16 protein-coding genes are annotated in these 22,315 nt (G+C 50.0%); 8 read left to right on the top strand and 8 right to left on the bottom strand.

The genetic code is table 11. The features are described 5' to 3' along the window. Positions 1-18: 18 nt before the first annotated feature. From thiC to GS501_RS05265, 8 genes are all read left to right on the top strand, one after another. Complete coding sequence (thiC, locus tag GS501_RS05300; RefSeq protein ID WP_160830838.1) at positions 19-1,797, top strand: phosphomethylpyrimidine synthase ThiC; 1,779 nt, start codon at positions 19-21, stop codon at positions 1,795-1,797. After that, positions 1,781-2,779, top strand: a complete 999-nt coding sequence (locus GS501_RS05295) for an FAD-dependent oxidoreductase (RefSeq protein WP_160830837.1) — start codon at positions 1,781-1,783, stop codon at positions 2,777-2,779. Before thiC ends, GS501_RS05295 begins: the two co-directional genes overlap by 17 nt. Continuing rightward, positions 2,776-2,973: a sulfur carrier protein ThiS gene (gene thiS / locus GS501_RS05290; protein WP_160830836.1), complete on the top strand. Its 198-nt coding sequence runs from the start codon at positions 2,776-2,778 to the stop codon at positions 2,971-2,973. The genes GS501_RS05295 and thiS overlap by 4 nt, the downstream gene beginning before the upstream one ends. A gap of 6 nt (positions 2,974-2,979) precedes the next feature. Further along, positions 2,980-3,774 carry a thiazole synthase gene (locus GS501_RS05285; RefSeq protein ID WP_160830835.1) on the top strand — a complete coding sequence of 265 codons (795 nt, stop codon included), beginning with the start codon at positions 2,980-2,982 and terminating at the stop codon, positions 3,772-3,774. Continuing rightward, a complete protein-coding gene (thiE, locus tag GS501_RS05280) occupies positions 3,771-4,379 on the top strand; it encodes a thiamine phosphate synthase (RefSeq protein WP_160830834.1) in 609 nt (202 codons plus the stop codon). Before GS501_RS05285 ends, thiE begins: the two co-directional genes overlap by 4 nt. Further along, the gene (locus tag GS501_RS05275; RefSeq protein ID WP_160830833.1) at positions 4,376-5,362 is read left to right on the top strand and encodes a HesA/MoeB/ThiF family protein; all 987 of its coding nucleotides are present in this window, start codon (positions 4,376-4,378) and stop codon (positions 5,360-5,362) included. Before thiE ends, GS501_RS05275 begins: the two co-directional genes overlap by 4 nt. Then, the gene (gene thiD / locus GS501_RS05270) at positions 5,359-6,150 is read left to right on the top strand and encodes a bifunctional hydroxymethylpyrimidine kinase/phosphomethylpyrimidine kinase (protein WP_160830832.1); all 792 of its coding nucleotides are present in this window, start codon (positions 5,359-5,361) and stop codon (positions 6,148-6,150) included. Before GS501_RS05275 ends, thiD begins: the two co-directional genes overlap by 4 nt. A 264-nt stretch (positions 6,151-6,414) precedes the next feature. Continuing rightward, positions 6,415-7,809 (top strand): MFS transporter, encoded by a 1,395-nt coding sequence (locus GS501_RS05265; protein WP_160830831.1) that lies wholly within the window; start codon positions 6,415-6,417, stop codon positions 7,807-7,809. A gap of 26 nt (positions 7,810-7,835) precedes the next feature. On the opposite strand, the gene GS501_RS05260 is transcribed toward GS501_RS05265, so the two are convergent. From GS501_RS05260 to dnaN, 8 genes are all read right to left on the bottom strand, one after another. After that, positions 7,836-10,418 (bottom strand): cation:proton antiporter, encoded by a 2,583-nt coding sequence (locus GS501_RS05260; protein WP_202405326.1) that lies wholly within the window; start codon positions 10,416-10,418, stop codon positions 7,836-7,838. A gap of 125 nt (positions 10,419-10,543) precedes the next feature. Continuing rightward, positions 10,544-13,450, bottom strand: a complete 2,907-nt coding sequence (locus GS501_RS05255) for an FAD-binding and (Fe-S)-binding domain-containing protein (protein ID WP_160830830.1) — start codon at positions 13,448-13,450, stop codon at positions 10,544-10,546. Between the two features lie 22 nt (positions 13,451-13,472). Then, on the bottom strand, positions 13,473-15,299 hold the full coding sequence (gene glmS / locus GS501_RS05250; protein WP_160830829.1) for a glutamine--fructose-6-phosphate transaminase (isomerizing): 1,827 nt from the start codon (positions 15,297-15,299) through the stop codon (positions 13,473-13,475). After that, entirely contained in the window at positions 15,299-16,630 is a 1,332-nt protein-coding gene (glmU, locus tag GS501_RS05245; protein WP_160830828.1) for a bifunctional UDP-N-acetylglucosamine diphosphorylase/glucosamine-1-phosphate N-acetyltransferase GlmU, read from the bottom strand. Before glmU ends, glmS begins: the two co-directional genes overlap by 1 nt. A gap of 68 nt (positions 16,631-16,698) precedes the next feature. Further along, on the bottom strand, positions 16,699-17,547 hold the full coding sequence (locus tag GS501_RS05240) for a DUF3108 domain-containing protein (RefSeq protein WP_160830827.1): 849 nt from the start codon (positions 17,545-17,547) through the stop codon (positions 16,699-16,701). Further along, complete coding sequence (gene gyrB / locus GS501_RS05235; RefSeq protein ID WP_160830826.1) at positions 17,537-19,978, bottom strand: DNA topoisomerase (ATP-hydrolyzing) subunit B; 2,442 nt, start codon at positions 19,976-19,978, stop codon at positions 17,537-17,539. Before gyrB ends, GS501_RS05240 begins: the two co-directional genes overlap by 11 nt. Before the next feature lie 76 nt (positions 19,979-20,054). Continuing rightward, a complete protein-coding gene (gene recF / locus GS501_RS05230) occupies positions 20,055-21,164 on the bottom strand; it encodes a DNA replication/repair protein RecF (protein WP_160830825.1) in 1,110 nt (369 codons plus the stop codon). Positions 21,165-21,173: 9 nt separating this feature from the next. Further along, the gene (dnaN, locus tag GS501_RS05225) at positions 21,174-22,298 is read right to left on the bottom strand and encodes a DNA polymerase III subunit beta (protein WP_160830824.1); all 1,125 of its coding nucleotides are present in this window, start codon (positions 22,296-22,298) and stop codon (positions 21,174-21,176) included. Between the last annotated feature and the right edge of the window lie 17 nt (positions 22,299-22,315).

Genomic DNA, 22,315 nt, shown 5'->3' with positions numbered 1-22,315 from the left:
TGTGTGTGGAGAAGATCGATGCAGGATTTTACCGTAACAACCGGCCCTATTTGCGGGTCTTCCAAAATATATTCTCAGGCATTTGAGCGGCCCGATATACGCGTTCCTTTTCGCGAAATTGCTTTAAATGACCCGCAAGAAGCGCCTGTAAGAGTTTATGATACTTCTGGCCCTTATACAGATCATGCTGCGCTGATTGACCTCAGCAAGGGATTGCCCGCGGTGCGTGCTCCTTGGCTTGAGAAAAGAGGGATAAAAGGGGCGCCAGCGTCTGCTGATAAAATAGCGGCAGAGGAAGAGGAGATTCCTTTCTGCCCAGCGATTTACACATTGCGTCACGGGCAAGATGGGCAGCCTATTACGCAATATGAATACGCAAAAGCAGGCATCATTACGGAAGAAATGATCTATGCAGCGCACCGTGAAAATTTCGGACGTGCTGCGGCAGAGATTGGCCCGGCGATGGATGGCCATAAGCGCCAGTCTCCTTCTCACATGCCGGCGTCGATCACGCCTGAATTCGTGCGCCAGGAGATTGCGGCAGGGCGGGCGATTCTTCCAGCCAATATCAATCATCCTGAGTTAGAGCCTATGGTCATTGGGCGTAACTTCCTGGTCAAAATTAATGCCAATTTTGGTAATTCCGCGGTTACGCCTGGGGTTGCGGCTGAAGTGGATAAAATGGTGTGGGCCATCCGCTGGGGGGCTGATACGGTTATGGATCTCTCAACAGGGAAGAATATTCAGCAAGTCCGAACGTGGATTATGCGGAATGCGCCCGTTCCGGTTGGAACCGTGCCTATTTATGAGGCCTTGGAGCGTGTGGGGAATGACCCGTTAGCCTTAACATGGGAAATATTCCGTGATGTGTTGCAAGAACAAGCCGAGCAGGGTGTGGATTATTTCACGATCCATGCAGGACTGCGCCTCGCTCATATTCCTCTCACAGCACAACGTGTAACGGGTATTGTAAGCCGTGGTGGGTCTATTATGGCGCGTTGGTGCTTAGATGGGCATCGCGAGAGTTTCCTCTATGAGCATTTTGACGAGATTTGCGCGCTTTGCCGGCGGTATGACATTGCATTGTCCCTAGGGGATGGTCTTCGCCCAGGCAGTATTGCCGATGCGAATGACGCTGCACAATTTGCCGAGCTTGAGACATTGGGCGAACTCACACGTGTGGCGCATGCGCATGGGTGCCAAGTTATGATCGAAGGCCCGGGCCATGTGCCGATGCATCTCATCCATGAAAATGTTACGAAACAATCAGAATTATGTGGTGAGGCACCATTTTACACATTAGGGCCGCTGACGACAGATATTGCCCCTGGATATGATCATATTACCTCAGCCATTGGAGCAGCGATGATCGGATGGTACGGGACTGCCATGCTGTGCTACGTCACACCCAAAGAGCATCTGGGGCTTCCTGACCGTCATGATGTGAAAACGGGGGTGATCACCTATCGTATTGCAGCCCACGCGGCGGATTTGGCGAAGGGGCATCCAGCAGCTCAATTGCGTGATAACGCGCTATCGCGTGCGCGTTTTGCATTCCGGTGGGAAGATCAATTTAATTTGTCCTTGGATCCCGACACAGCGCGGTCTTTCCATGATGAAACCTTGCCGAAAGATGCCCATAAAGCTGCGCATTTTTGCTCTATGTGTGGTCCTAAATTCTGCTCTATGAAGATCTCTCAAGATATTCGTGAAGAAACGTTACGTCAGCAGGGAATGGAGGAAAAATCAAAGGAGTTCCGTCAAAAAGGAGGAGCTCTGTATGTTGAAACCGTCTAAGCGTCATGCCTCTATTGGGATTATTGGCGGTGGAGCAGCAGGGCTGGTTACCGCGCTGACCCTACAAGAGGCTGGTTTTCCCGTTCATGTGTATGAGAGGCACAAAGATTTTTCTCAGAATCGGTGTTCTTGGCTGGCGGGGGGGATGATTGCACCATGGTGTGAGCGTGATGCCTCGGAGCGGGCTGTTATTGAACGTGGAAAAGAAGCGCTGCAATGGTGGCCAGAACATTATAAAGAGACGCGCTGTCGTGGGAGCCTTGTGCTGTCATCACAGCATGATCGCCATGAAATTGTGCGCTTTGCCCGGCGGAGTGAGGCTTTTGACTATCTTGAGGGAGAGGACCTTGCAGCGCTTGAACCGGCGTTGGAAGGACGCTTTCAGGAGGGATTATTTTTTCCACAAGAAGCGCATCTAGACCCACGAAAGGCGCTTTTATCCCTAGCATGGCTTTTGGAGCAGCAGGGAGGGTTATTGTCTTTTGGGCAAGAGGTCTCACCGCGAGATATTGCCGAAGATATCGTCATTGATTGCCGTGGTTGGGCGGCTCACCCTGAAATGCCTCGTTTGCGCGGTGTCAGGGGCGAGATGATACGCGTCCGCTCATATGAGTTGAATTTCTCGCGTCCTGTTCGTCTGCTGCATCCTCGTTTCCCTGTTTACATCGTACCACGTGGTGAGGGGATTTTTATGGTGGGGGCCACGAGTATTGAGAATGCCTATGACGGGCCGGTCTCTGTCCAATCAGCTTATACGTTATTGGAAGCATTGCAGCGGTTACATCCGGCCTTTGGTGAAGCCGAGATAATTGAACTTAATACCGGTATTCGGCCGGCGTTCCCGGATAATTTGCCAGATGTGGAGCAACATGGCCGTTTGTTCCGGGCGAATGGTCTTTATCGGCATGGCTTCCTTCTTTCGCCTTGGTGCGCGCGTCAGGTTAAGGAGCAGGTGATGGCTTATTGCGGAGAAATGGCATGACACAGCTTAAGGTGAATGGCGAGTGGCATCCTTTTTCAGAGACGTTGGGTGCGTTGATTAAGGACTTAGCGCTTGATCAAGCGTCTGTGGCCACAGCGTTGAATGGTCAGTTTGTCCCGGCGGTTAAGCGCGATGACACAGTATTACACGCGGGTGATGAAGTGGAAGTGCTTGCCCCGATGCAAGGAGGGTGAGGTCTCATGGCGGCATTAACGCTTTATGGGCAAGAGGTGCGGTCGCGCCTCTTGCTTGGAACTGCGCGCTATCCATCTCCTGCGTGTCTTCAAGAGGCCGTAGAAAAAGCTCACGTTGATATTGTCACGGTTTCTTTGCGGCGTGAAACGATTGGTATGCAGCGAGGAGAAGGGCTTTCTGGTCAGGGTTTTTGGCGGTTGATCAAACAGCTTGGCGTGCATGTACTGCCTAATACAGCAGGGTGCCATTCTGTGCGTGAGGCTGTCACGACGGCACAAATGGCGCGTGAAATCTTAGGGACGGATTGGATCAAGTTAGAGGTGATCGGTGATGATCAGACCCTCCATCCAGATATATTCGGTTTAGTGGAAGCGGCAGAGATCCTTGTCAAAGAAGGGTTTAAGGTCTTTCCCTATACCACGACGGACCTTGGTGTTGCAGAGCGTTTGCTGCGTGCGGGATGTCAGCTTTTGATGCCGTGGGCAGCTCCTATTGGGAGCGGGCAGGGAATCAGCCATCGTTCGGCATTGCGGACAATGCGCCAGAGTTTTGCGGATATTCCATTGATTATTGATGCCGGAATTGGCCGCCCTTCACATGCTGTTGATGTAATGGAAATGGGGTTTGATGCTGTGTTGCTCAATACAGCCGTGGCTCAAGCAGGAGACCCCGTGCGGATGGCCCATGCGTTTGCCCAGGCGATTGAAGCAGGGCGAACCGCTTATGAAGCAGACCCAATGGAATCCTTTTCCTCTGCAATTTCAGCAAGTCCTTTGATGGGAAGAGGAAAGTTGGGATGACGGGAATAGGGCGGTTTTACCCCATTGCAGGCACGGCTGAAGAGGTGGAGCGTGTTGCGGCATTAGGGGCGCGATTTATTCAGCTTCGGTTCAAGTCGACTGATCGCGCACACATTGTAGAGGAAGTGTCGCGCGCTTTGGCAAGTTGCCGACATTATCATGCGCAGCTTGTGGTGAATGATCATTGGGAAGTAGCACTTGAGCAAGGTGCTTCTTACATCCATTTAGGACAAGAGGACCTGGAGACAGCTGACCTAACGCGTATCCGTCGTGGTGGCCTTAAATTGGGTGTGAGCACACATTCTCATGAGGAGCTGAATAAAGCGCTGGCTGTAAAACCTGATTATGTCGCTTTAGGGCCCATTTGGGAAACGACCTTAAAAGTCATGCCTTGGAAGCCCCAAGGGCTGGAGCGTGTGCGTGAATGGGCGACACTCATTGACCCGTTGCCATTAGTGGCCATTGGTGGGGTCACTTTAGCGCGGTGCCGTTCTTGTTTAGAGGCGGGGGCTCATTCTGTTGCGGTTGTGAGCGATATTTTTCGGCATTCTGATCTCGAAGGGCAGACCCGGAAATGGCAACAGGCTTTGGGAGAGGTTTCATGAGGGCAGACCGGTACCAAACGCAGAAGCTTTTGCTCGAAATTGGGGAGAGCGGTCAACAAAAACTGGCCCAAGCGACGGTTTTCGTTGTTGGAGCTGGGGGGCTGGGATGCGCTTTATTACCGTGGCTGGCTGGGGCAGGGATAGGCCATATCCATGTGATGGATGATGATGTTATTGAGCTTAAAAATCTCCATCGTCAGCCCCTGTATCATATGGAGGATCTTGGTCAATCAAAGGCAGATATTGCGTGCCAACGTTTGCGTGCGTTAAATCCTGACTGTCAGTTCACGTCTCATGTGATGGCGGCACAGCCGGATACGGTTCGTGCTCTTATCCAGAAAAGTGATGTTGTCATTGACGCCGCGGATAATTTTGCGACAACCTATGTGCTCAGTGATGCCTGCCAAAGAGTGCAATGTGTTTTGGTCAGTGGATCTTCCCTAGGCTGGGAAGGATATGTCGGGGCTTTTTGCGGGAATGGGCCGAGTTATCGTGCAGTTTTTCCAAAAATTCCAGAGAATTCTCAGAAAAATTGCGGGCAGGCGGGTATTGTCGGGCCTGTTGTTGCGGTCATTGGCAGTGTGATGGCGCAATTCTGCTTATCGCTTCTTTTAGACATAACACCGTCGCCTGTGGGGGAGTTGCGTCGCTGGGATGCACGTGTGATGCAAATGCGTCATTTTTCCTTCCGTGATGCGGAAGAACCATCTCATTTTTGGCCTTTTCTGGCATGGTCAGAACTTCGGGATGATGATGTCGTGGTCGATGTGCGGTTGCTTGATGAAAAGCCGACTTTAGAAAGAGCAAAACTTTACCAAAAACCGTTACCAGAGTTTGAAAAATCATATGATGATTTACCGCAAGATCGACGGCTTGTGATTTGCTGTCAAACTGGCGTACGGGCCTCAAAAGCGGCATCTTTTTTGGCTGGGAAAGGTTATACGAATATCGCTCTTATGGCCGTGGCAAAGCAGCCTTTATGACATACTGTGTGTTGAGTATTGCCGGGACAGACCCGACAGGTGGGGCGGGAATTCAGGCGGACTTAAAGACCATCGCAGCACTAGGCGGATATGGTCTCAGTGTGATTACGGCCGTAGTTGCGCAAAATTCATCTCATGTGCTGAATACAGCTTTAATGACGCCTGAAATGGTGCAGGAGCAGCTTCAGGCTATTGTTGAAGAGATGTCGGTTCATGCCATAAAAATTGGCATGTTGGGTGATGCACGTATTATTGAAACAGTGGCAACCTATTGTGCTTCTGTTAAGGCTCTTCCTGTCGTTTTGGATCCTGTGATGAAGGCGAGTGCAGGGCAGGATCTTTTGAAGGTTGCCTCTTTATCTGTGATGTTGTCGGATCTTTTGCCCAATGTGACGATGATAACGCCAAATCTTGCAGAAGCGGCGACCTTACTTGGCCAAGAGGAAGCACGAACCTTGGACGCTATGGAGCATCAAGCGCGGGCTTTACAGAAAAAAGTGTCCTGGGTGTTGCTTAAAGGAGGACATTTTCCTGATGAATCTTGCAGTCCTGATGTGCTTGTCGGGCCAGATTATGTGCGATGGTATCAGCAAGAACGGCTTTTAACGTTTCATGGTCGTGGAACAGGATGCACGTTATCATCAGCGCTGGCATTTTATATGATTCATCATGATGTTCCAGAAGCTGTGGAACGTGCGCGACATTTCGTGTATCGAGCTTTACAGACAGCGGGCCAGCTTAATCTGGTTCAAGAGCGTGGCCCGTTGAATCATTTTCATTGGTATTGATCGATGTTGTTTGGTGACGTTTATATGTATGAGTTGGCATAATATATATTATACGACTTTCATATATAGCTAGATCAAGGGCCTAAAAATACTTCCCCTGTTTTTATCCAGCCTCTCACAATTATATTCTGGCTTTGTTCCTGATATAGATTTTGAGGATTTTTGTTTCGAAAATAAAATATTATAATATTGCATAAGCCGATAGTTCCGGCCAACAATAAGGCTTCCAAAAATTTGTTCTCTTCTAAGCAAGGTTTCGTTTTTGTGACGCACACCCATGTAGACACGATTGAGCGCTTAAAGCGTACTGTGGATCACGAACTTTATGGGCATCCCAAAGGCCTTTGGGTATTGTGTATGACGGAAGGATGGATTGCTTTCGCGCAATATGGTGTTTTGTCCATTCTTGTCCTGTATCTGCAAGATTTTTTGCTTACACCAGAACATGTAGCGCGTATTTGGGGATTTTCTGCGGTTTTAAAGGGTGTGCAATGGCTTTATGCCCCTGTGGACCTTAAGGCTGTTGCGGGTGGTTTAACGGGGCTTTATGAAGCCCTCCTCTTCGCGACACCTATTTTTGGGGGTATTTTAGCTGACCGCGTTTTGGGAAAAACCCCTACTGTTCTGATGGGTATCATTTTGGCCGGAATTGGCTTTGGTCTCATCGGATTTGGACCTTTATTTGTTCTCGGTATCGTGCTGAGTTTGATAGGCGTCGGCTGCTGTGGCAGTATTAAAGTTCAAGTAAGCGGCCTATATTCGTTGGATGATCGTAGGCGTTCTGATGCGTATCTTTTCTATACGCTGGGGATTCAAGTTGCCGCATCAATTTCTCCGCTTTTATGTGGGGCTGCGGCACAAAAACATATTTGGTGGTTGGGGTTTGTTGTCCCTGCCGCTGGGGCTGTTTTTGGATTTTTAGGGTATGTTTTTTGGCGTCATACGCTCCCTAAAGATCAGCTCATCCATAAAAAAACAGATACTCCAAAGGTTGTCTTGAGCAAAAAAGACTGGAAAAAAATCATTTTGCTCGTCGGATTGGTGCTTGTCTTTGCAGTGGGGTCTATTCCTAATCAGGATATTAGTGATGGATATCTCCTTTGGGGTGAGCAGCATTACGATCTCTCCTTTGGTGGATTTACCTTCCCTGTCAGTGATTTAATTGCCTTAGATAGTTTTGTCAGTGCGGTAACGGCCGTTCTCGTTCTGTGGTTTTGGCAATGGTACGAGAAGAAATTTCAGAAGACGGTTTATGAGGTTGATAAAATCATCATTGGTGGCACCCTAAGTATCTTAGGGCCGCTCTTTTTAGCGGCTGGAAGTTGGGTCTCTCCTGGGCTGCATCATGTGAGTGTTTGGTGGGGGCTTGCTTTTCATACGATTAATGACATTGCTTTTGCGATGATTTTTCCAATTGGGATGGCGCTCTTTACGCGTGTTGCACCGGCAAGTGTAACCACCATCATGCTTGCTGTTTATATGACACAAGTCTTTTTCGCGAATATTATGGTCGGGAAACTTGCGACATTATTCTATCAGATTTCTGACATCGCATTCTGGTTGATCCATGCGGGCTGTGCCGCGGTAGCGACCATTATAATGATCTTCTGCACCCTGCTCTTCCGCCCTCTCCTAACCTCTACTGAAGAAAAAGCGTAAGAGGCCTCCCTTGTCAAAAGCCGGTTTCAAAAACGATCATCTGATAAAGATGAAACAATGAAGCCGGCATCATGGGCAGGAAGAATGGAATGCCCGGTTCTGGTAATCACCACGCTAGGTTCGAGCAAGCCATGCCGCCGTTGTTGATGGCGTTGGATTACCTGCCGCCGGACGATGGGATATTTCTTGATAAGCTTTTCAAATTCATCACGAGGAATGGCCAGCATATGTGAGAATTGGAGAGAATGAACAGTCGCAAGGGCATGATTGCCTTGGAGTAGGCTCATGGTTCCGACAAGATCCCCTGCCCCAAGCTGAATATCTTGATCCTCATAACGATATTCAACCAAACCCGCAACTTGCGCATAAATCGTGCGAATTTTCCGATTGGCTTTAATCAGCGTTTCCCCTGGGGATAGGAAACACATAGAAACCTTTCCCGCTAAGTCATGCAAAGCGGCATCGGGAACGCCGTTGAAAGCCGGGAATGCTCTGAGTCTCTGCTCAATGCCACTGCGCAAATTAAAGCGTAAGGGAGATTCCAAACGTGTGCGATGCCGATCAATGGTAGAGTTGAGCTCACGATGAAGCTCTTGAGAAATGAGATTTTCTTTTGCAAGCGTTGTATATTCTTCGTCTTCCATCCGAAGAGCAATTTGGCGCAGAATACGGCTTTCTAACGCTTCAGAATAACCAGAATAATGAAGGCGTAATGCTTCGAGAGCATCATCAAGTAATTTACGTTGTCGACCGAGAACTTCAGCCACGATTTCGGTAATGCGTGCTCCTAATGTCGGTTCCATACGCTCCCGTACGAAGCGCATTAGAGATGTCGAAACAAGGTGGGCGATGATGAGCATTTCAAAACGCTCCATCATGCAAAACATGAGAGGCCGATCGACCCGGAAATGGCGATGTAAAAATTGAGCAATCTGGAAACGATAGGTCGGCTGGAGGCGTTTTCTCCTGACGCGCACGTAGCCGTATCGCCCTTCTCTCTGCACACTATCGACCAAGGCTTCAGCGGTGCGGAGGAGGATTTCCATCACACGTCGGCTTGACATTCCCTGCACACGGAAGAGATCAAGCAGCAGTGAGCGTTCCTGGTTGGCGATGGTAATAAGCGCCATTTGAACACGGTCTCGATCTGTTAAGGCGGCTTCAAAATTATTAGCTTCTTTTTCTTTTTCGGCACGTCGTTCAATGCGACTGATGACACCATAACGCGTACGTTTGTTAAAGCCGAGCTCATCGGAAACTTGTTCAACACGTTTAGCAACGTGCCCTAACCCAATCCCGATAATTTGGTGACGTATGGCTTCGTCAATGGGAGATAGACGATTAAGACGCAAGAAAAGCACTAAAGAGCGTAAGGTTGTGCCATTGACGAGCAATGTAATAAGCACAAACCCTGTAGCGACAATCCCGATAAAATGGGTAATCGATTCATTAATATACGGGTTTTCATTAACCGCTAAAGCCAAAGCAAGCGTAATAGCTCCGCGCAGTCCACCCCATGCCATGGTCGCTTTGAAACGGGTCGGCACTGGGGGAGATAAACGGGTGATACTGAGAATAGGCAAAAGGCCGAAAATAATGGCTGATCGCGCGACTAACCCTGCAACACTGGCGATTAAAATTAAAACACAGTCCCAGCGTGTCATGCCAAACATCATGCGAGGGACCAGCATCGAAGCGAGGATAAAGACGAGAGAGCCAGCCCAAAAAACAAGCTGCTCCCATAACTCATGCAGAAAGCGCCAAACTTGAGGGCGGAATGTAGAAGGCCCATAAGCAGAGACGGTAAGCCCTGCTGTCGCTGTGGCGACGACGCCTGAAAACCCGAGAACATCTTCACATAGAATATAAACGGCGTAAGGCAGAACAAGGGTTAATGTTATTTCTGCAGCCGGGAAGCCACTCATCGTTGAAATGAGTAACAGGGTCAGGCGAGCAACGGTTACCCCGACGACGACAGCGCCTGCAAATTCCGTAAGGAAGTTTATGATGGCTTCTTGTGGGCTGACAGGGTGATGGGCGGTGATAGCGGCGGCGAGAATACTAAAAATCGCAATGGCCGCTGCATCGTTAAAGAGTGCCTCCCCTTCAACCAAACGCGTTAAGCGTGCGGCAGCGCCAATTTCGCGGAAAATACCCGAAACAGCAGAAGGATCCGTCGTTGCAACAATCGCTCCCAACAAAAGACAGACAGCGAGGCTTTGTTGCGCAAAGGGGAAAAGAGCCAACCCAATGGTGGCCGTAGACGCAATGACAGCCACAACGGCCAAGAGTAAAACTGTAGCGATCTCATGGGCTAAGCTGCGTACATTGATATTCATTGCTCCTTGGAAAACCAAGATAGGCAAGAAAATGAGCAAAAACCCTTCGCTATTGATAGGAAATGATGTGAGGGTTTCCGCAGGGCCTTCTAATAGATCTAGCCCCAGCGAATTGGTAATGATGGCCGCGGCTCCACCTAGACCAATACCAACGAGAGCAATGAGAACGGTGTCAGGAAGCTTAAGCTTTTTGGCAAGTGGCTGAATGAGACTAACCAAAAGAAGCAGGAACATCAGCGTTAGAAGAATAGCTGCAAGCCCTGTTTCCATTATGTCCCCTCAGATTCTTATCAATCTCATGCCGCTTGCCGTATTGTAAGTCTAATTATATCAGATGGCTAACAAAAATATTCTAATTACTCATATAGGTATTTTCCAGCCTCGATGATGTGTCCTTATGTTGGGGGTGATTTTTGGATATGTTGATAAAGGGCTTGAATGGGGTGCAATAATGTCTGCCCAGTAAAGCGCTTTGTTTGGCACCGGCACGAGAAGCCGCCAGCTGTCACTGTTTTGGTGACAAAATTTTCCCAATTGTCTTGAAAAATTTTCTTAGAGAGAGGGGCATTATTGCGCTCATGGCCGAAAAGACCGGCCATACCGCAACAGCCTGTTGCTTTACTCGTCAGAGCGATCCCGAAATGTGTCATCACGTGTGTCCAATGAGTTGTGGTTTCCGGTGTGAGGGCTTTAGCGGTACAGTGTGGTAGGAAGTCGAGTGATGCGATTTGTGTAGAGGATGGTGAAAAATGGACCTTCTCTTCCTGAATTTCTGCATGAAGAAACTCTTCAGGGGCGAGGACGTTCCACGAAAGCGTGGGGTCAATCTCACGATATTCATGGCGGAACATCAAGCCCGTTGCCGCATCTAACGTGATAATCGGAATTCCACGAGAGGCTATTGGCTGTAACGCGGAAAGAATATGCCGTGCCGTTGAGGCAAAAAGCCTGCGAAAGCCTAAAACATGCTGGGCTTTACCATTATCCAATATAGGCGTCACGCGGATGTCATAGCCAAGTTTTGCAAACAGTGCATAGGCATCATGAAGAACGCCTCCATCAAAGCTCCCCGTGAAGCTATCTTGAAGGAGGACAATTTTTTTCTCGGACGGTTGAGAGAGCCATGACGATGTGACGTGTTGAGATGTTGGAAAATGTGTGGGGCGTAACGTGGGGAGATCAACCAGCCCTACCCCAGTGAGAACACGGCGTGAGAGTGGGTTATGCATCAAAAAATTGGTAAGCCCTGGGGTGAGACGCCCGATTTTTAGTAAGGGCTCCAGAGAGGCAACGAGATAGTCGCGCAATGGGCGCAGACGAGCATGGTAATAATCATGTAAAAAATGAGACCGTAATGACGGAATATCGACACGTATTGGGCATTGAGAGGCACACGCTTTACAAGCGAGGCAGCTATCAAACGTTTTTTTAAGGGCTTTGCCGAGCTGTTTTTTCTCGGGTGATGTTTGTGCGTCGGGCAAAGATGAAAGGCGCAGCCACTCACGTAAAAGAGCAGCCCGCCCTTTGGGTGATTGGAGACGGTCTTTCGTGGCCTTATAAGACGGGCACATTGTTGTGGTGGGTTCTTGATTAAAACAGGCGCCATTGCCATTGCAGAGAATGGCTTTTTCATAATGTTCTTTGTTCTGTGCAGAAATTTGCTTATCGAACGAACCACGGAAAGGAAGTTCATCTATTTTTATAACGGAATGATCTTCTACAGGAACAAGTTTCCCGCGATTAAAAAGGTCCTTCGGATCAAAAGCTTTTTTAATGTGGCAGAGTTCGGCAAAAAGAGTTGGACCAAAGAAAAGCGGAGAAAATTCTCCCCTCACCCCGCGCCCGTGTTCTCCCCATAAAAGCCCACCATAGCGGTGTGTCAGATGGGCCACTTTATCTGAAATAGCCCGAATACGGTGTTGGTCGTTCGGGTCGAGCATGTTGAGAAACGGCCGGACGTGAAGGCACCCGACATCGGCATGGCCGAACATGCCGTAATCAAGGTGATAATCATCTAATATGTGGCGAAATTCGGCTGTATAATCAGCAAGATTTTCTGGTGGGACAGCGGTATCCTCAATGAAAGGGACACCTTGTTTGTTTTCACGAGGCCGACCAAGCAACCCGACCGCCTTTGCTCGGAGCTCCCATAACTGAGCGATGAGAGAAGCATCTTCGATTGGATGACAGTCAATGATATGCGCGTTGCGAGAGAGACTTTGTGCGTCTTCAATATGTTGGGCTAGTAGGCGGTCATCATCTCCGACGAATTCTACAAAATTGATACCACGAACGGGACGGTCCGTTTGTTCATCAAGAACATCCTTAAATTGCGCCCATGAGACATCATCGCGTGCTGTTTCAAGCAAACGGTCATCAAGCACTTCAATCGCGAGCGGATGGGCGGGAAGAAGTTGTTGCACATGGCGCAAGGTTGCGTCAAAGTCATCATAGCGAATGACAAGAAGACGTCGGTAACGGGGAAGCTTTTTGACGCGTAAAACAATTTCGCTGGTGAGGGCAAGGGTCCCTTCAGACCCTGCTAAAAGGCGCGTTGGGTTAAAGCTGCCATCAGGCATGAGAATATTTTTGAGGTTATAGCCCGTAAGCCCACGATTCATCTTAGGGAAAACGCGCTCAATTTCAGCCTGTTGCTCACTCACAACGCGGTAAATTTCTCGGCAAGCCCGGGCAGCCAGCCCCTCTCCTTCTAAGGTCTTTGGCACGTCATTGGCGCTAAAGTGACGTGCTTCAAAAGAGGTGCCATCTGATAGAACAACATCCATTCGTTCAATATAATCGGATGTTTTTCCGTAAAGGCGTGATCCCTTCCCTGACGCATCTGTGGCAATCATCCCGCCAATCGTTGCTCGATTAGCTGTGGAGACCATGGGCGGGAAAAAGACGCCATAAGGTTTGAGGAAGGCATTGAGACGCGACAAAATGACGCCGGGCTGCACACGAACAGTTTCAGTCTCTGCGTCAAACCTTATAATGCGGTCCATATAACGAGAGAGATCAACCATGACACCACTGGTGAGGGACTGAGCGTTTGTCCCTGTACCTCCACCACGTGGGGCTATAGGCAGGTGCGTCTTCTGCGCAGCTTGGACAACTTTCACCAGGTCATCGTGGTGGCGTGGATACACCACCAAGGCCGGCATTTGCTGGTAAACGCTGTTATCTGTTGCGGCAATAAGGCGTTCTGCTTGTGTTCGCCCAACATCCCCTTCAAAGCCAGCATGGCGCAGAAACGTATCAAAAGCGTGATGGGCTTGTGAGGTAGTCTGGCCATGCTGCATGGGTATAAATCTCCCGATCGTGTTACTCTACCGTGACAGATTTAGCGAGATTGCGAGGCTGGTCGACATCTGTGCCTTTAAGAAGGGCGACTTCATAGGCCAAAATTTGCACGGGAATGGTGTATAAAATAGGCGCAACAAAAGCATCAACATCTGGCAGCACAACCATATGGTCCGCAATGCCCTCAAGCCGTTTTGCCCCTTGTGCATCGGTGAAAGCGAGAATGAGCCCCCCACGTGCTTTGGCTTCCTGCAAGTTGGACAACATCTTTTCAAACAAAATCGTCGATGGTGCGATGGCAACAACAGGTACGCTGGGGTCAATCAAGCTGATGGGGCCGTGTTTTAGCTCTCCAGCCGCATAGGCTTCAGCATGGATATAGCTGATTTCTTTGAGCTTTAAGGCGCCTTCCTGTGCGATGGGCATGCAAATACCACGGCCAAGATACAGGACATCACGTGCTTGTGCGATAATACGAGCCATTTTGCGGATGGCGTCAAATAGCCCAAGCACCGTTGCTGCATGAGATGGGAGATCAAGCAGGCTCTGGGTGAGCTTTTGCTCTTGAGCCTCATCAAGTGTGCCTCGTTTACGGGCGAATGTGATGGTCAAGGCTGCGAGAACGGAAAGCTGTGCGGTGAAAGCTTTGGTCGAAGCGACGGAGATTTCAGGCCCTGCCACCATGCCGAGCACTAAATCACTCTCACGTCCCATGGTTGATTGTTCTACATTCAGGATAGAGACGATACGTTGATTTTCAGCCTTTAACGCGCGCAATACCCCGAGTGTATCGGCTGTTTCGCCAGACTGAGAAATTAACAGCGCCATTCCTTGGTTGGGCTGAGGTGGATTCCGATAACGCAGCTCAGAGGCGACATCAATATCGACCGGCAGGCGCGCTAAAGATTCCAACCAATAACGTCCGACCATACCGGCATAAAAAGCAGACCCACAGGCCGTGATGGTCGCGCGTGGGAGGTCAGCAGGATCAAATGGCATATCAGGCAGAGTGATGCGGCGCGTGACGGGGTCCATCATACGTTGCAAAGTTTGCCCAATGGCGACAGGGTGCTCGTGCAGCTCTTTTTCCATGAAGTGACGATAGCCGTCTTTACCAATCTGACCCGCCGTAAGAGCGACGGTTTGGACAGGGCGCTGCACTTCAGACCCTGTGGCATCATAGATCGTTACACTATCGGCATGCAGCACACACCAATCACCATCGTCGAGATAGGTGATGCGTTGTGACAATGGTGCGAGTGCAAGACTGTCTGAGCCGAGGAACATTTCCCCTTCGCCAAAGCCAATCGCGAGAGGGGCCCCATGACGTGCACCAATCAGAAGTCCTTCATGGTCTTCAAAAATCATAGCGACTGCATAAGCGCCTTCGAGTTGGCGTATGGTCGCATAAGCGGCATCTTTGGGTGACAAACCGCGTTTTAATTCCTCATCAAGAAGATGGGCGACGGTCTCAGAATCTGTTTCTGTTTTGAACTCACGCCCATTTTTTTGTAATTTCTGACGGAGTTCAGCGTAGTTTTCGATAATGCCATTATGGACAATCGCCACCTTCCCCGCCTTGTGAGGATGGGCGTTATTGGTGGTTGGCGCGCCATGCGTAGCCCACCGTGTGTGACCAATCGCCGTTGTGCCCGTTAAGGGTGTTTCTTTTAGGGCTTCTGCAAGATTGTCCAACTTGCCCGAAGCACGACAGCGCGTGATACGCTGTTGGGCGTCCAGTGTCGCGATCCCTGCTGAATCATAACCGCGATATTCTAAACGACGTAAACCTTCGAACACGATGGGTGTTGCAGGACGGTGTCCAACTACGCCACAAATCCCACACATCAGCCTTGTTCCTTTTTCGCTCTAAGTGCCTGTTGATAGGCAAGACCACGTTCTTCTTTGTTTATCTGCTTGGCTCGGCCAAAAGCCATGGCTCGGGCTGGAACCTCTTTGGTTAAGATGGATCCCGCTGCAATGAGCGCTTCTTTCCCAATGGATATGGGGGCAATCATGAGGCTGTTGGAGCCGATGAATGATCGGTCTCCAATCGTTGTTTTATGTTTGAAGACGCCATCATAATTGCATGTAATGCTCCCTGCCCCAATATTGACGTCTCTTCCGATGGAGGTATCCCCTAGGTATGATAGATGGTTTGCCTTACTGCCTTCCCCAAGGGTTGTGTTCTTGAGTTCAACAAAATTTCCAACACGGGTTTTACTTTCGCAATGCGTGCCAGGCCGCAAACGGGCATATGGCCCGATAATGGCTTCCTCTCCCACGACGCAACGTTCTAAGTGGGAAAAGGCTCGGATTGTGCAGCCCTCTTTCAACACAACACCAGGCCCGATGAAGACATTTGGTTCGATGATCACATCAGGGTCAATTTGCGTATCAGCACTGAGAAAGGTTGAGGCGGGGTCAATGAGTGTAGCCCCTGCTTCCATAGCGTTGAGGCGGAAACGCTCTTGCAATGTGGCTTCGGCGCGTGCGAGTTCCACGCGAGAATTAACCCCAGCGAGTTCTTTTTCATCCGCTTCAATGCAATGAACGCGCCCTTCCCGAGCAGCAAATTCAACAATATCTGTGAGGTAATATTCTCCTTGAACATTATTCGGGCGTATTTCAGACAACCAACGTTGAAAAGATGCACTGTCAGCGCACATCATGCCTGCATTACAGAGTGGGATGGCCCTCTCTGAAGGGGAAGCATCTTTATATTCAACAATCCGCTGTACGGAACCATCCTCATGTGTGATGAGACGACCATATTGAGCCGGATCCGCAGGGCGCATCCCGAGTAATGTCAGGACAACACCTTTCTCATGACGGCCCTTAAGCAGGCGCTGCATGGTTTGTGGTGTTAAAAGTGGATTGTCTGCATAAAGGAAAACAACCTCTCCTTCCTTCACCGATGAAATAGCGGTTAAGGCCGCATGGCCTGTGCCGAGACGTTCACGTTGAATGACCGTTTTATGGGGAGAAACGGCTTTTTCAAGCTCAGGCATATCAGGCCCGACAACGACGATAATATAATCAAAAACCGTTTCAGCGGCTGCGATGAGATGCTGGATCATGGGGCGATTGGCCAAGGGCTGCAATGCTTTGGGCATACGCGAACGCATACGCGTTCCCATCCCGGCAGCGAGAATGACGGCTGTGGTCGTCGATGTCATGGCTACTCCACCCCAGTTTTCCTCTGGGTTACCTTAACGAGAGAAATACGTCAAAAATCCGTTCATACTTACGGTTGGTAGGCAAGTGATTGAAGGACAAACACCATTTTACCCAATTTAGGATGTTGTAGCTCAATACGTACAGGGACAACTTGCCCATTATCAAGGCGTTTGAGCCATGCTGTACCAGGGTGTGGAGAGGCTTGTTCGGCTTTATGATGAGAGCCTTTTACAAAACCACCAATTTGTCGCTCAGAAAAATCACAGCGGAAGGCTGTCCCTGTATAATACGGATTACGCCCTTCTGGGATCGATTCTTGATGCGGACCTTGTGCATCAATATGGAACAGGCGGAGCCCGTCAAACACATTTCCTGCCATCGTGCATGACGCATGATGTTCAAGATTATGCAAAAGTGCTGCGAGGGCACTGAGCATATCAAGAGAGGAGGAAAGCTCCTCTTTCGGCAGAGGCTCTCGGTCATCATCAATGGGGGTAAGTGCCGTGATATGCGGGCCAGCTTGATCAAACGTCAAATGTGCGTGACGCTCTTTCCCGCGGGAATAGCCTTGATTGTCAAAGCTCAGCGGGATGGCTTTGTCACCATCAAAGCGTCCCTCCACCGTTGAGGTGAGGTTCGCCGTAAGAAACCAGCTCGCTAACCCCACGGTGTAAAGATGGGTGGTACCCCCATATCCCCAAGGGCGCATGGCGTATGAAGCCGTAGCATCAAGCACATGATATCCATGGATCATGACTGCATAACGTAGGTTGGTCTGCCCCTCTTGTGCAGAGGGGGTGGCTTGTGTCTCTTGCGCCAAAACGGGACGAGCGCATAAGCTGCTTATGGAGACACCGAGGCACAAGAAAGCCGTTTTCCAACTGAGGAAGCGCGGAAATATCCGTTTACACGTCAAGATTAGCGACCTTCAATGCATTATCAATGATGAACTCACGACGAGGTTCAACAACGTCGCCCATTAAGGTTGAGAAAACCTTACCAGCATCTTCAACATCACCAACATGAACTTGAAGGAGGCTGCGTGTCGCTGGGTCTAACGTTGTGTGCCACAGCTGCTCATCATTCATTTCCCCCAGACCTTTAAAGCGGTTGATCGCCAACCCACGGCGGCCCTGGGCTAAGATATGTTCAACCAGAAGGCCCGGCCCTGGGAGGGCTGAGTCTTTTTGGTCGATTGTGAGTATCACAGGTTGGCCAAAATCACGTGCGAGGCGCTCGCCTTGCTGATTAAGCAGACGGGCGTCACGTGAGCGTAAGAGCGACCCTTCAAAAGTATAAAGCTCTCCAACTCCGCGTAGTGACCGTGCACAGCTAAAGCCTTGCTCTGTGAACGAAACCTTCCAGCCACGCTCATTCTCAGCCGATGCGGCATCAAGCCGTCTTTGGAAGTCTGAGAGGTGCGCTTCGCGTGCAGCGCGATCTGTATCCAACATGCGGGCAATCGCTGCCTGCTCGACAACCCAGAGCGGAATGCGTGCTGACAATGTGCGAAGGCTATGCGCGATCGGCATGAGGGATTGAATATTCTGTATAAGTGCGTCGTCTTCTAAAACGCGTCCATCTGAATAGGTTAAAGAGGCGCGATGGAGCGCTTTATCTAACAGATAGGCTTCAAGGGCTGCGTCATCTTTTAGAAAACGCTCTTCCTGACCGCGTTTGGCACGATAAAGAGGCGGCTGAGCGATATAGAGATGCCCTCTATCGATCAATTCCGGCATTTGACGGAAGAAGAATGTGAGCAGCAAGGTACGGATGTGAGAGCCGTCAACGTCTGCATCTGTCATAATAACAATTTTATGATAGCGCAGTTTCTCAAGATTAAAGCCGCCTTGCTCAACCGGCCCGTGGCCAATCCCCGTTCCTAAAGCGGTGATGAGCGTGCCGATTTCAGCAGAGCCGAGCATACGGTCAAAGCGGGCCCGTTCAATATTGAGGATTTTCCCGCGCAATGGGAGGATCGCCTGAAAACGGCGATCACGCCCCTGCTTGGCCGTCCCGCCAGCGGAATCCCCCTCTACGATGAAAATTTCAGCTTCGGCAGGGTCACGTGCCTGACAGTCTGCTAATTTTCCAGGAAGCGATGAGACATCCAAAACACCTTTACGGCGTGTAAGCTCGCGTGCGCGGCGGGCAGCTTCGCGTGCATTGGCCGCATCCATCACCTTAGAAACGATAATACGCGCTTCTTTAGGGTGCGTTTCAAACCAATGGCTGATCATATCGGCAGCAACCGTATGGACAACGGGCTGCACCTCGGAAGAAACGAGTTTGTCTTTGGTTTGTGATGAGAATTTAGGGTCAGGCACCTTCACTGACAAAACAGCGGTCATGCCTTCACGCATATCTTCACCTGTGAGGGCGTTATCTTTTTTTGCACTCTGGGCTGCATATTTTCCCACAGAACGCGTGAGGGCCTGCCGGAAGCCAGCAAGATGTGTCCCACCATCGCGTTGTGGAATATTATTGGTGAAGGAGAGCATCGTCTCGTGATAGCTGTCATTCCAGCTTAGAGCGAATTCTACGCGAATGCCGCTTGCTTCATCATATGTTTCACCCGTGATGGGTGGGTCCAGCAAAGAGGTTTTTGAGCTATCAAGCCATTGGACAAAGGCGCTGAGGCCGCCCTCATAATGGAAGATGGTCTCTTTAGGTTCACTGCTGCGCTCATCACGCAGAATAATTTCCATTCCAGAGTTAAGAAACGCGAGTTCACGTACGCGTCGCTCAAGGATCGCGATGTCAAAATCTACTTTTGTGAATGTTTCTTGGCTGGGTTTAAAGGTAACAAGTGTGCCGGTTTCTTCTGAGGATGGTCCGACGATACGGAGCGCTTCATCGCGCTCCCCATGTTGGAAGCGGATAACGTGCTCTTTGCCTTGGCGCCAAATGCGCACTTCCATCCATTCAGACAGGGCGTTGACAACAGCTGCACCGACGCCGTGTAACCCTCCTGAAACTTTGTAAGAATTTTGGTTGAATTTTCCGCCCGCATGAAGCTTGGTCAACACGACTTCAGCCGCGCTTATTCCTTCCTCTTCGTGCATGTCGGTGGGAATACCACGACCATTGTCACGTACGGAAATGGAACCATCACCATTCAGGGTTAAAATACAATAGGTTGCGTAGCCGGCTTGGGCTTCGTCCACCGCGTTATCGATGATTTCAAAAACCATGTGATGAAGGCCAGAACCATCATCCGTATCACCGATATACATGCCGGGGCGCTTACGGACAGCATCTAACCCTTTTAAGACCGAGATCGAAGATGCGCCATATTCTTCTGCATTGACGGAAGAGGGATCCGGCTGGTTTTGGGTCTCTGACATGCTTACGCGTCACTCCAATTTCGGTCGTCGTCTAAAAGGTGAATATACTGCGTTATGGCTGGTAAAGCCAGAGCAATCACGGGGCTTCAGGGTGAAGAAAACCGTTCTTAACGTGAACAAAATCGGCAGAACTTTTTAAGGGAGCAAAAAGTCCTGCATCTGTTCCTGTGAGAAAAGAGGGCATTTTACGCTCAAGGATATTCGTCATCAGGGCTTGTCGATGGGGTTCATCCAAATGCACAAGTGGTTCATCAAGCAATAAAAAAGGAGCGTCCCCCCACCCTTCTTGGACACAATGAGCGTGAGCAAGCAGAAGGCTGAGCAGCATAATTTTTTGCTGCCCGCTGCTGGCTAAAGCACCCCGAATACCATGAGTAGTGTCATTTAAAGAAAAATCGGCCCGGTGCGCTCCATAGCGTGTTCCTCCCCGTTGTTGGTCATCAGTGCGGGTTTTTTGAAGGTTGTCACGCAACCAGTCTTCAACCTTTAAAGCTGAATGACGTTGTAATTCTTGCGCTAAAAGACAATCGAGCTGGAGGTCAATTTCTGGAAAGCCTGGCGTGGTGATGGCGGAATTTTTCATGCGCTCTAAAAAGGTCAGTCGGGCATCGGTGATCGCAACGGCGTGTCGGCTGATGGAATCCTCTACGGAACTAAGCCAGGTTTTTTGTGAGGGTTGTGTTGCTAAAATGCGGTTTCGGCTCATCACAGAGCGTTCATGGGCGGCAAGTTGTTGTGCGTGGTCAGGGAATAACGCAACGACAAGGCGGTCTAGAAAGCGGCGTCTGTGTGCTGCATTGTCGCTTAATAAGCGGTCCATCCGCGGGACAAGCCAAACGCAAGCATAGAGGCTGGCCACATCGCTTTGAGATCGAACAGGTTCACCTTCAACAAGGAATACACGGCGTTTTGTGTTGGATGGTGCTGTGCCTGTCGCGAGGCGGAAAACATGCTCTCCCTTTTTGAGAGAAGCTGAAATTCCCCAATTATGCGCGCCTTCTCGGCAAAAATGGGCGGAAGAGGCTCCATGGAGGCCCCTGCCCGGTGCTAAAAGAGAAAGGGCTTCTAATAAATTGGTCTTGCCACTTCCATTCTCGCCATGAAGAATGACAAACGGTGATGTGGGGTTCCACACACACCGTTTATAGTTACGGAAGTCTGTCAGCGTTAATTGGAGCAGCTGCAAGAGACAAAATTAAACGCGAATGGGCATCAGAACATAAAGAGCTTCTGGGGCCTGCGTATCACGAATTAATGTTGGTGATGCATTATCTGAAAAGGCGAATTCAGCCTCAACGTCAATTTGATCTGTGATATCTGTTAGGTAACGGGCCTGAAAGCCAATTTCCAACGGAGCAGCGTTATAGGTGACGCTATTTTCATCCAGCTCTTCTTGGGCCACGCCCTGATCGGGACTGACGGCCGAGAGGGAAAGATGATTGGTTGTTGCTGTCAGTTTAACAGGGCGTGAACGTTCCTGACTGATGGCGGCAACACGTCCCACAGCGGCGGCGAGATCTTGGCGGGATACACGTAAGACGCGGTCATTTTTGCTAGGAATAACACGGCTATATTCAGGGAATGTGCCATCGACCAACTTAGACGTTAAGGTAATAGGCCCGACTTGGAACTGAATACGTGTCTCTGAAAGAGAAATTACGATAGAGACATCGTCAGCGTCTAATAGTTTCCGGACTTCGGTAACGGTTTTACGCGGGATGATGACCCCTGGCATGTCTTTGGCACCAAGAGGAAGCTCTGCATCAATCTTCGCGAGGCGATGCCCGTCTGTTGCAACAGCACGTAGGAAAGGTGTCTTCCCCTCGTAGGCGACGTGGAAAAAGATTCCATTGAGGTAATAGCGTGTTTCCTCATTTGACATCGCAAAGCGTGTGCGATCAATCAGGTTCCGCAATATGCCAGAAGGAAGTGTGAAATGGTGCGGGAGATCTCCCGCTACCATAGCTGGAAAATCATCGACTGGGAGAACATTGAGGCTCGTCTCGTAACGGCCAGCACGCACGATAAGGGGGGCGTCTTCGTCTGCTTGTTCAAACTCAACACGCACACCATCAGGGAGCTTGCGTACGATTTCAAACAAGACGGCCGCAGGTACGGTGGTGGCGCCAGGCCGATCCCCTTCTGATGGCAGCTCCTCTACCAGAGCAATTTCCATATCCGTGGCAGTGAGGCGAAGCGTTTCACCATCATGGGACAAGAGAACGTTCGCGAGGATGGGGATCGTATTACGTTTTTCTGCCACACCGTGAATGTGAGCAAGGGCGCGCTGGAGTGGTGCACGATCGGCCGTGAATTTCATATCAGTCTCAAACCCCT

The organism is Saccharibacter sp. 17.LH.SD (assembly GCF_009834805.1).
Lineage (GTDB): Bacteria > Pseudomonadota > Alphaproteobacteria > Acetobacterales > Acetobacteraceae > Saccharibacter.
The sequence above is the reverse complement of the archived record's forward strand: the minus strand, read 5'-3'. Positions and strand labels throughout refer to the sequence as shown.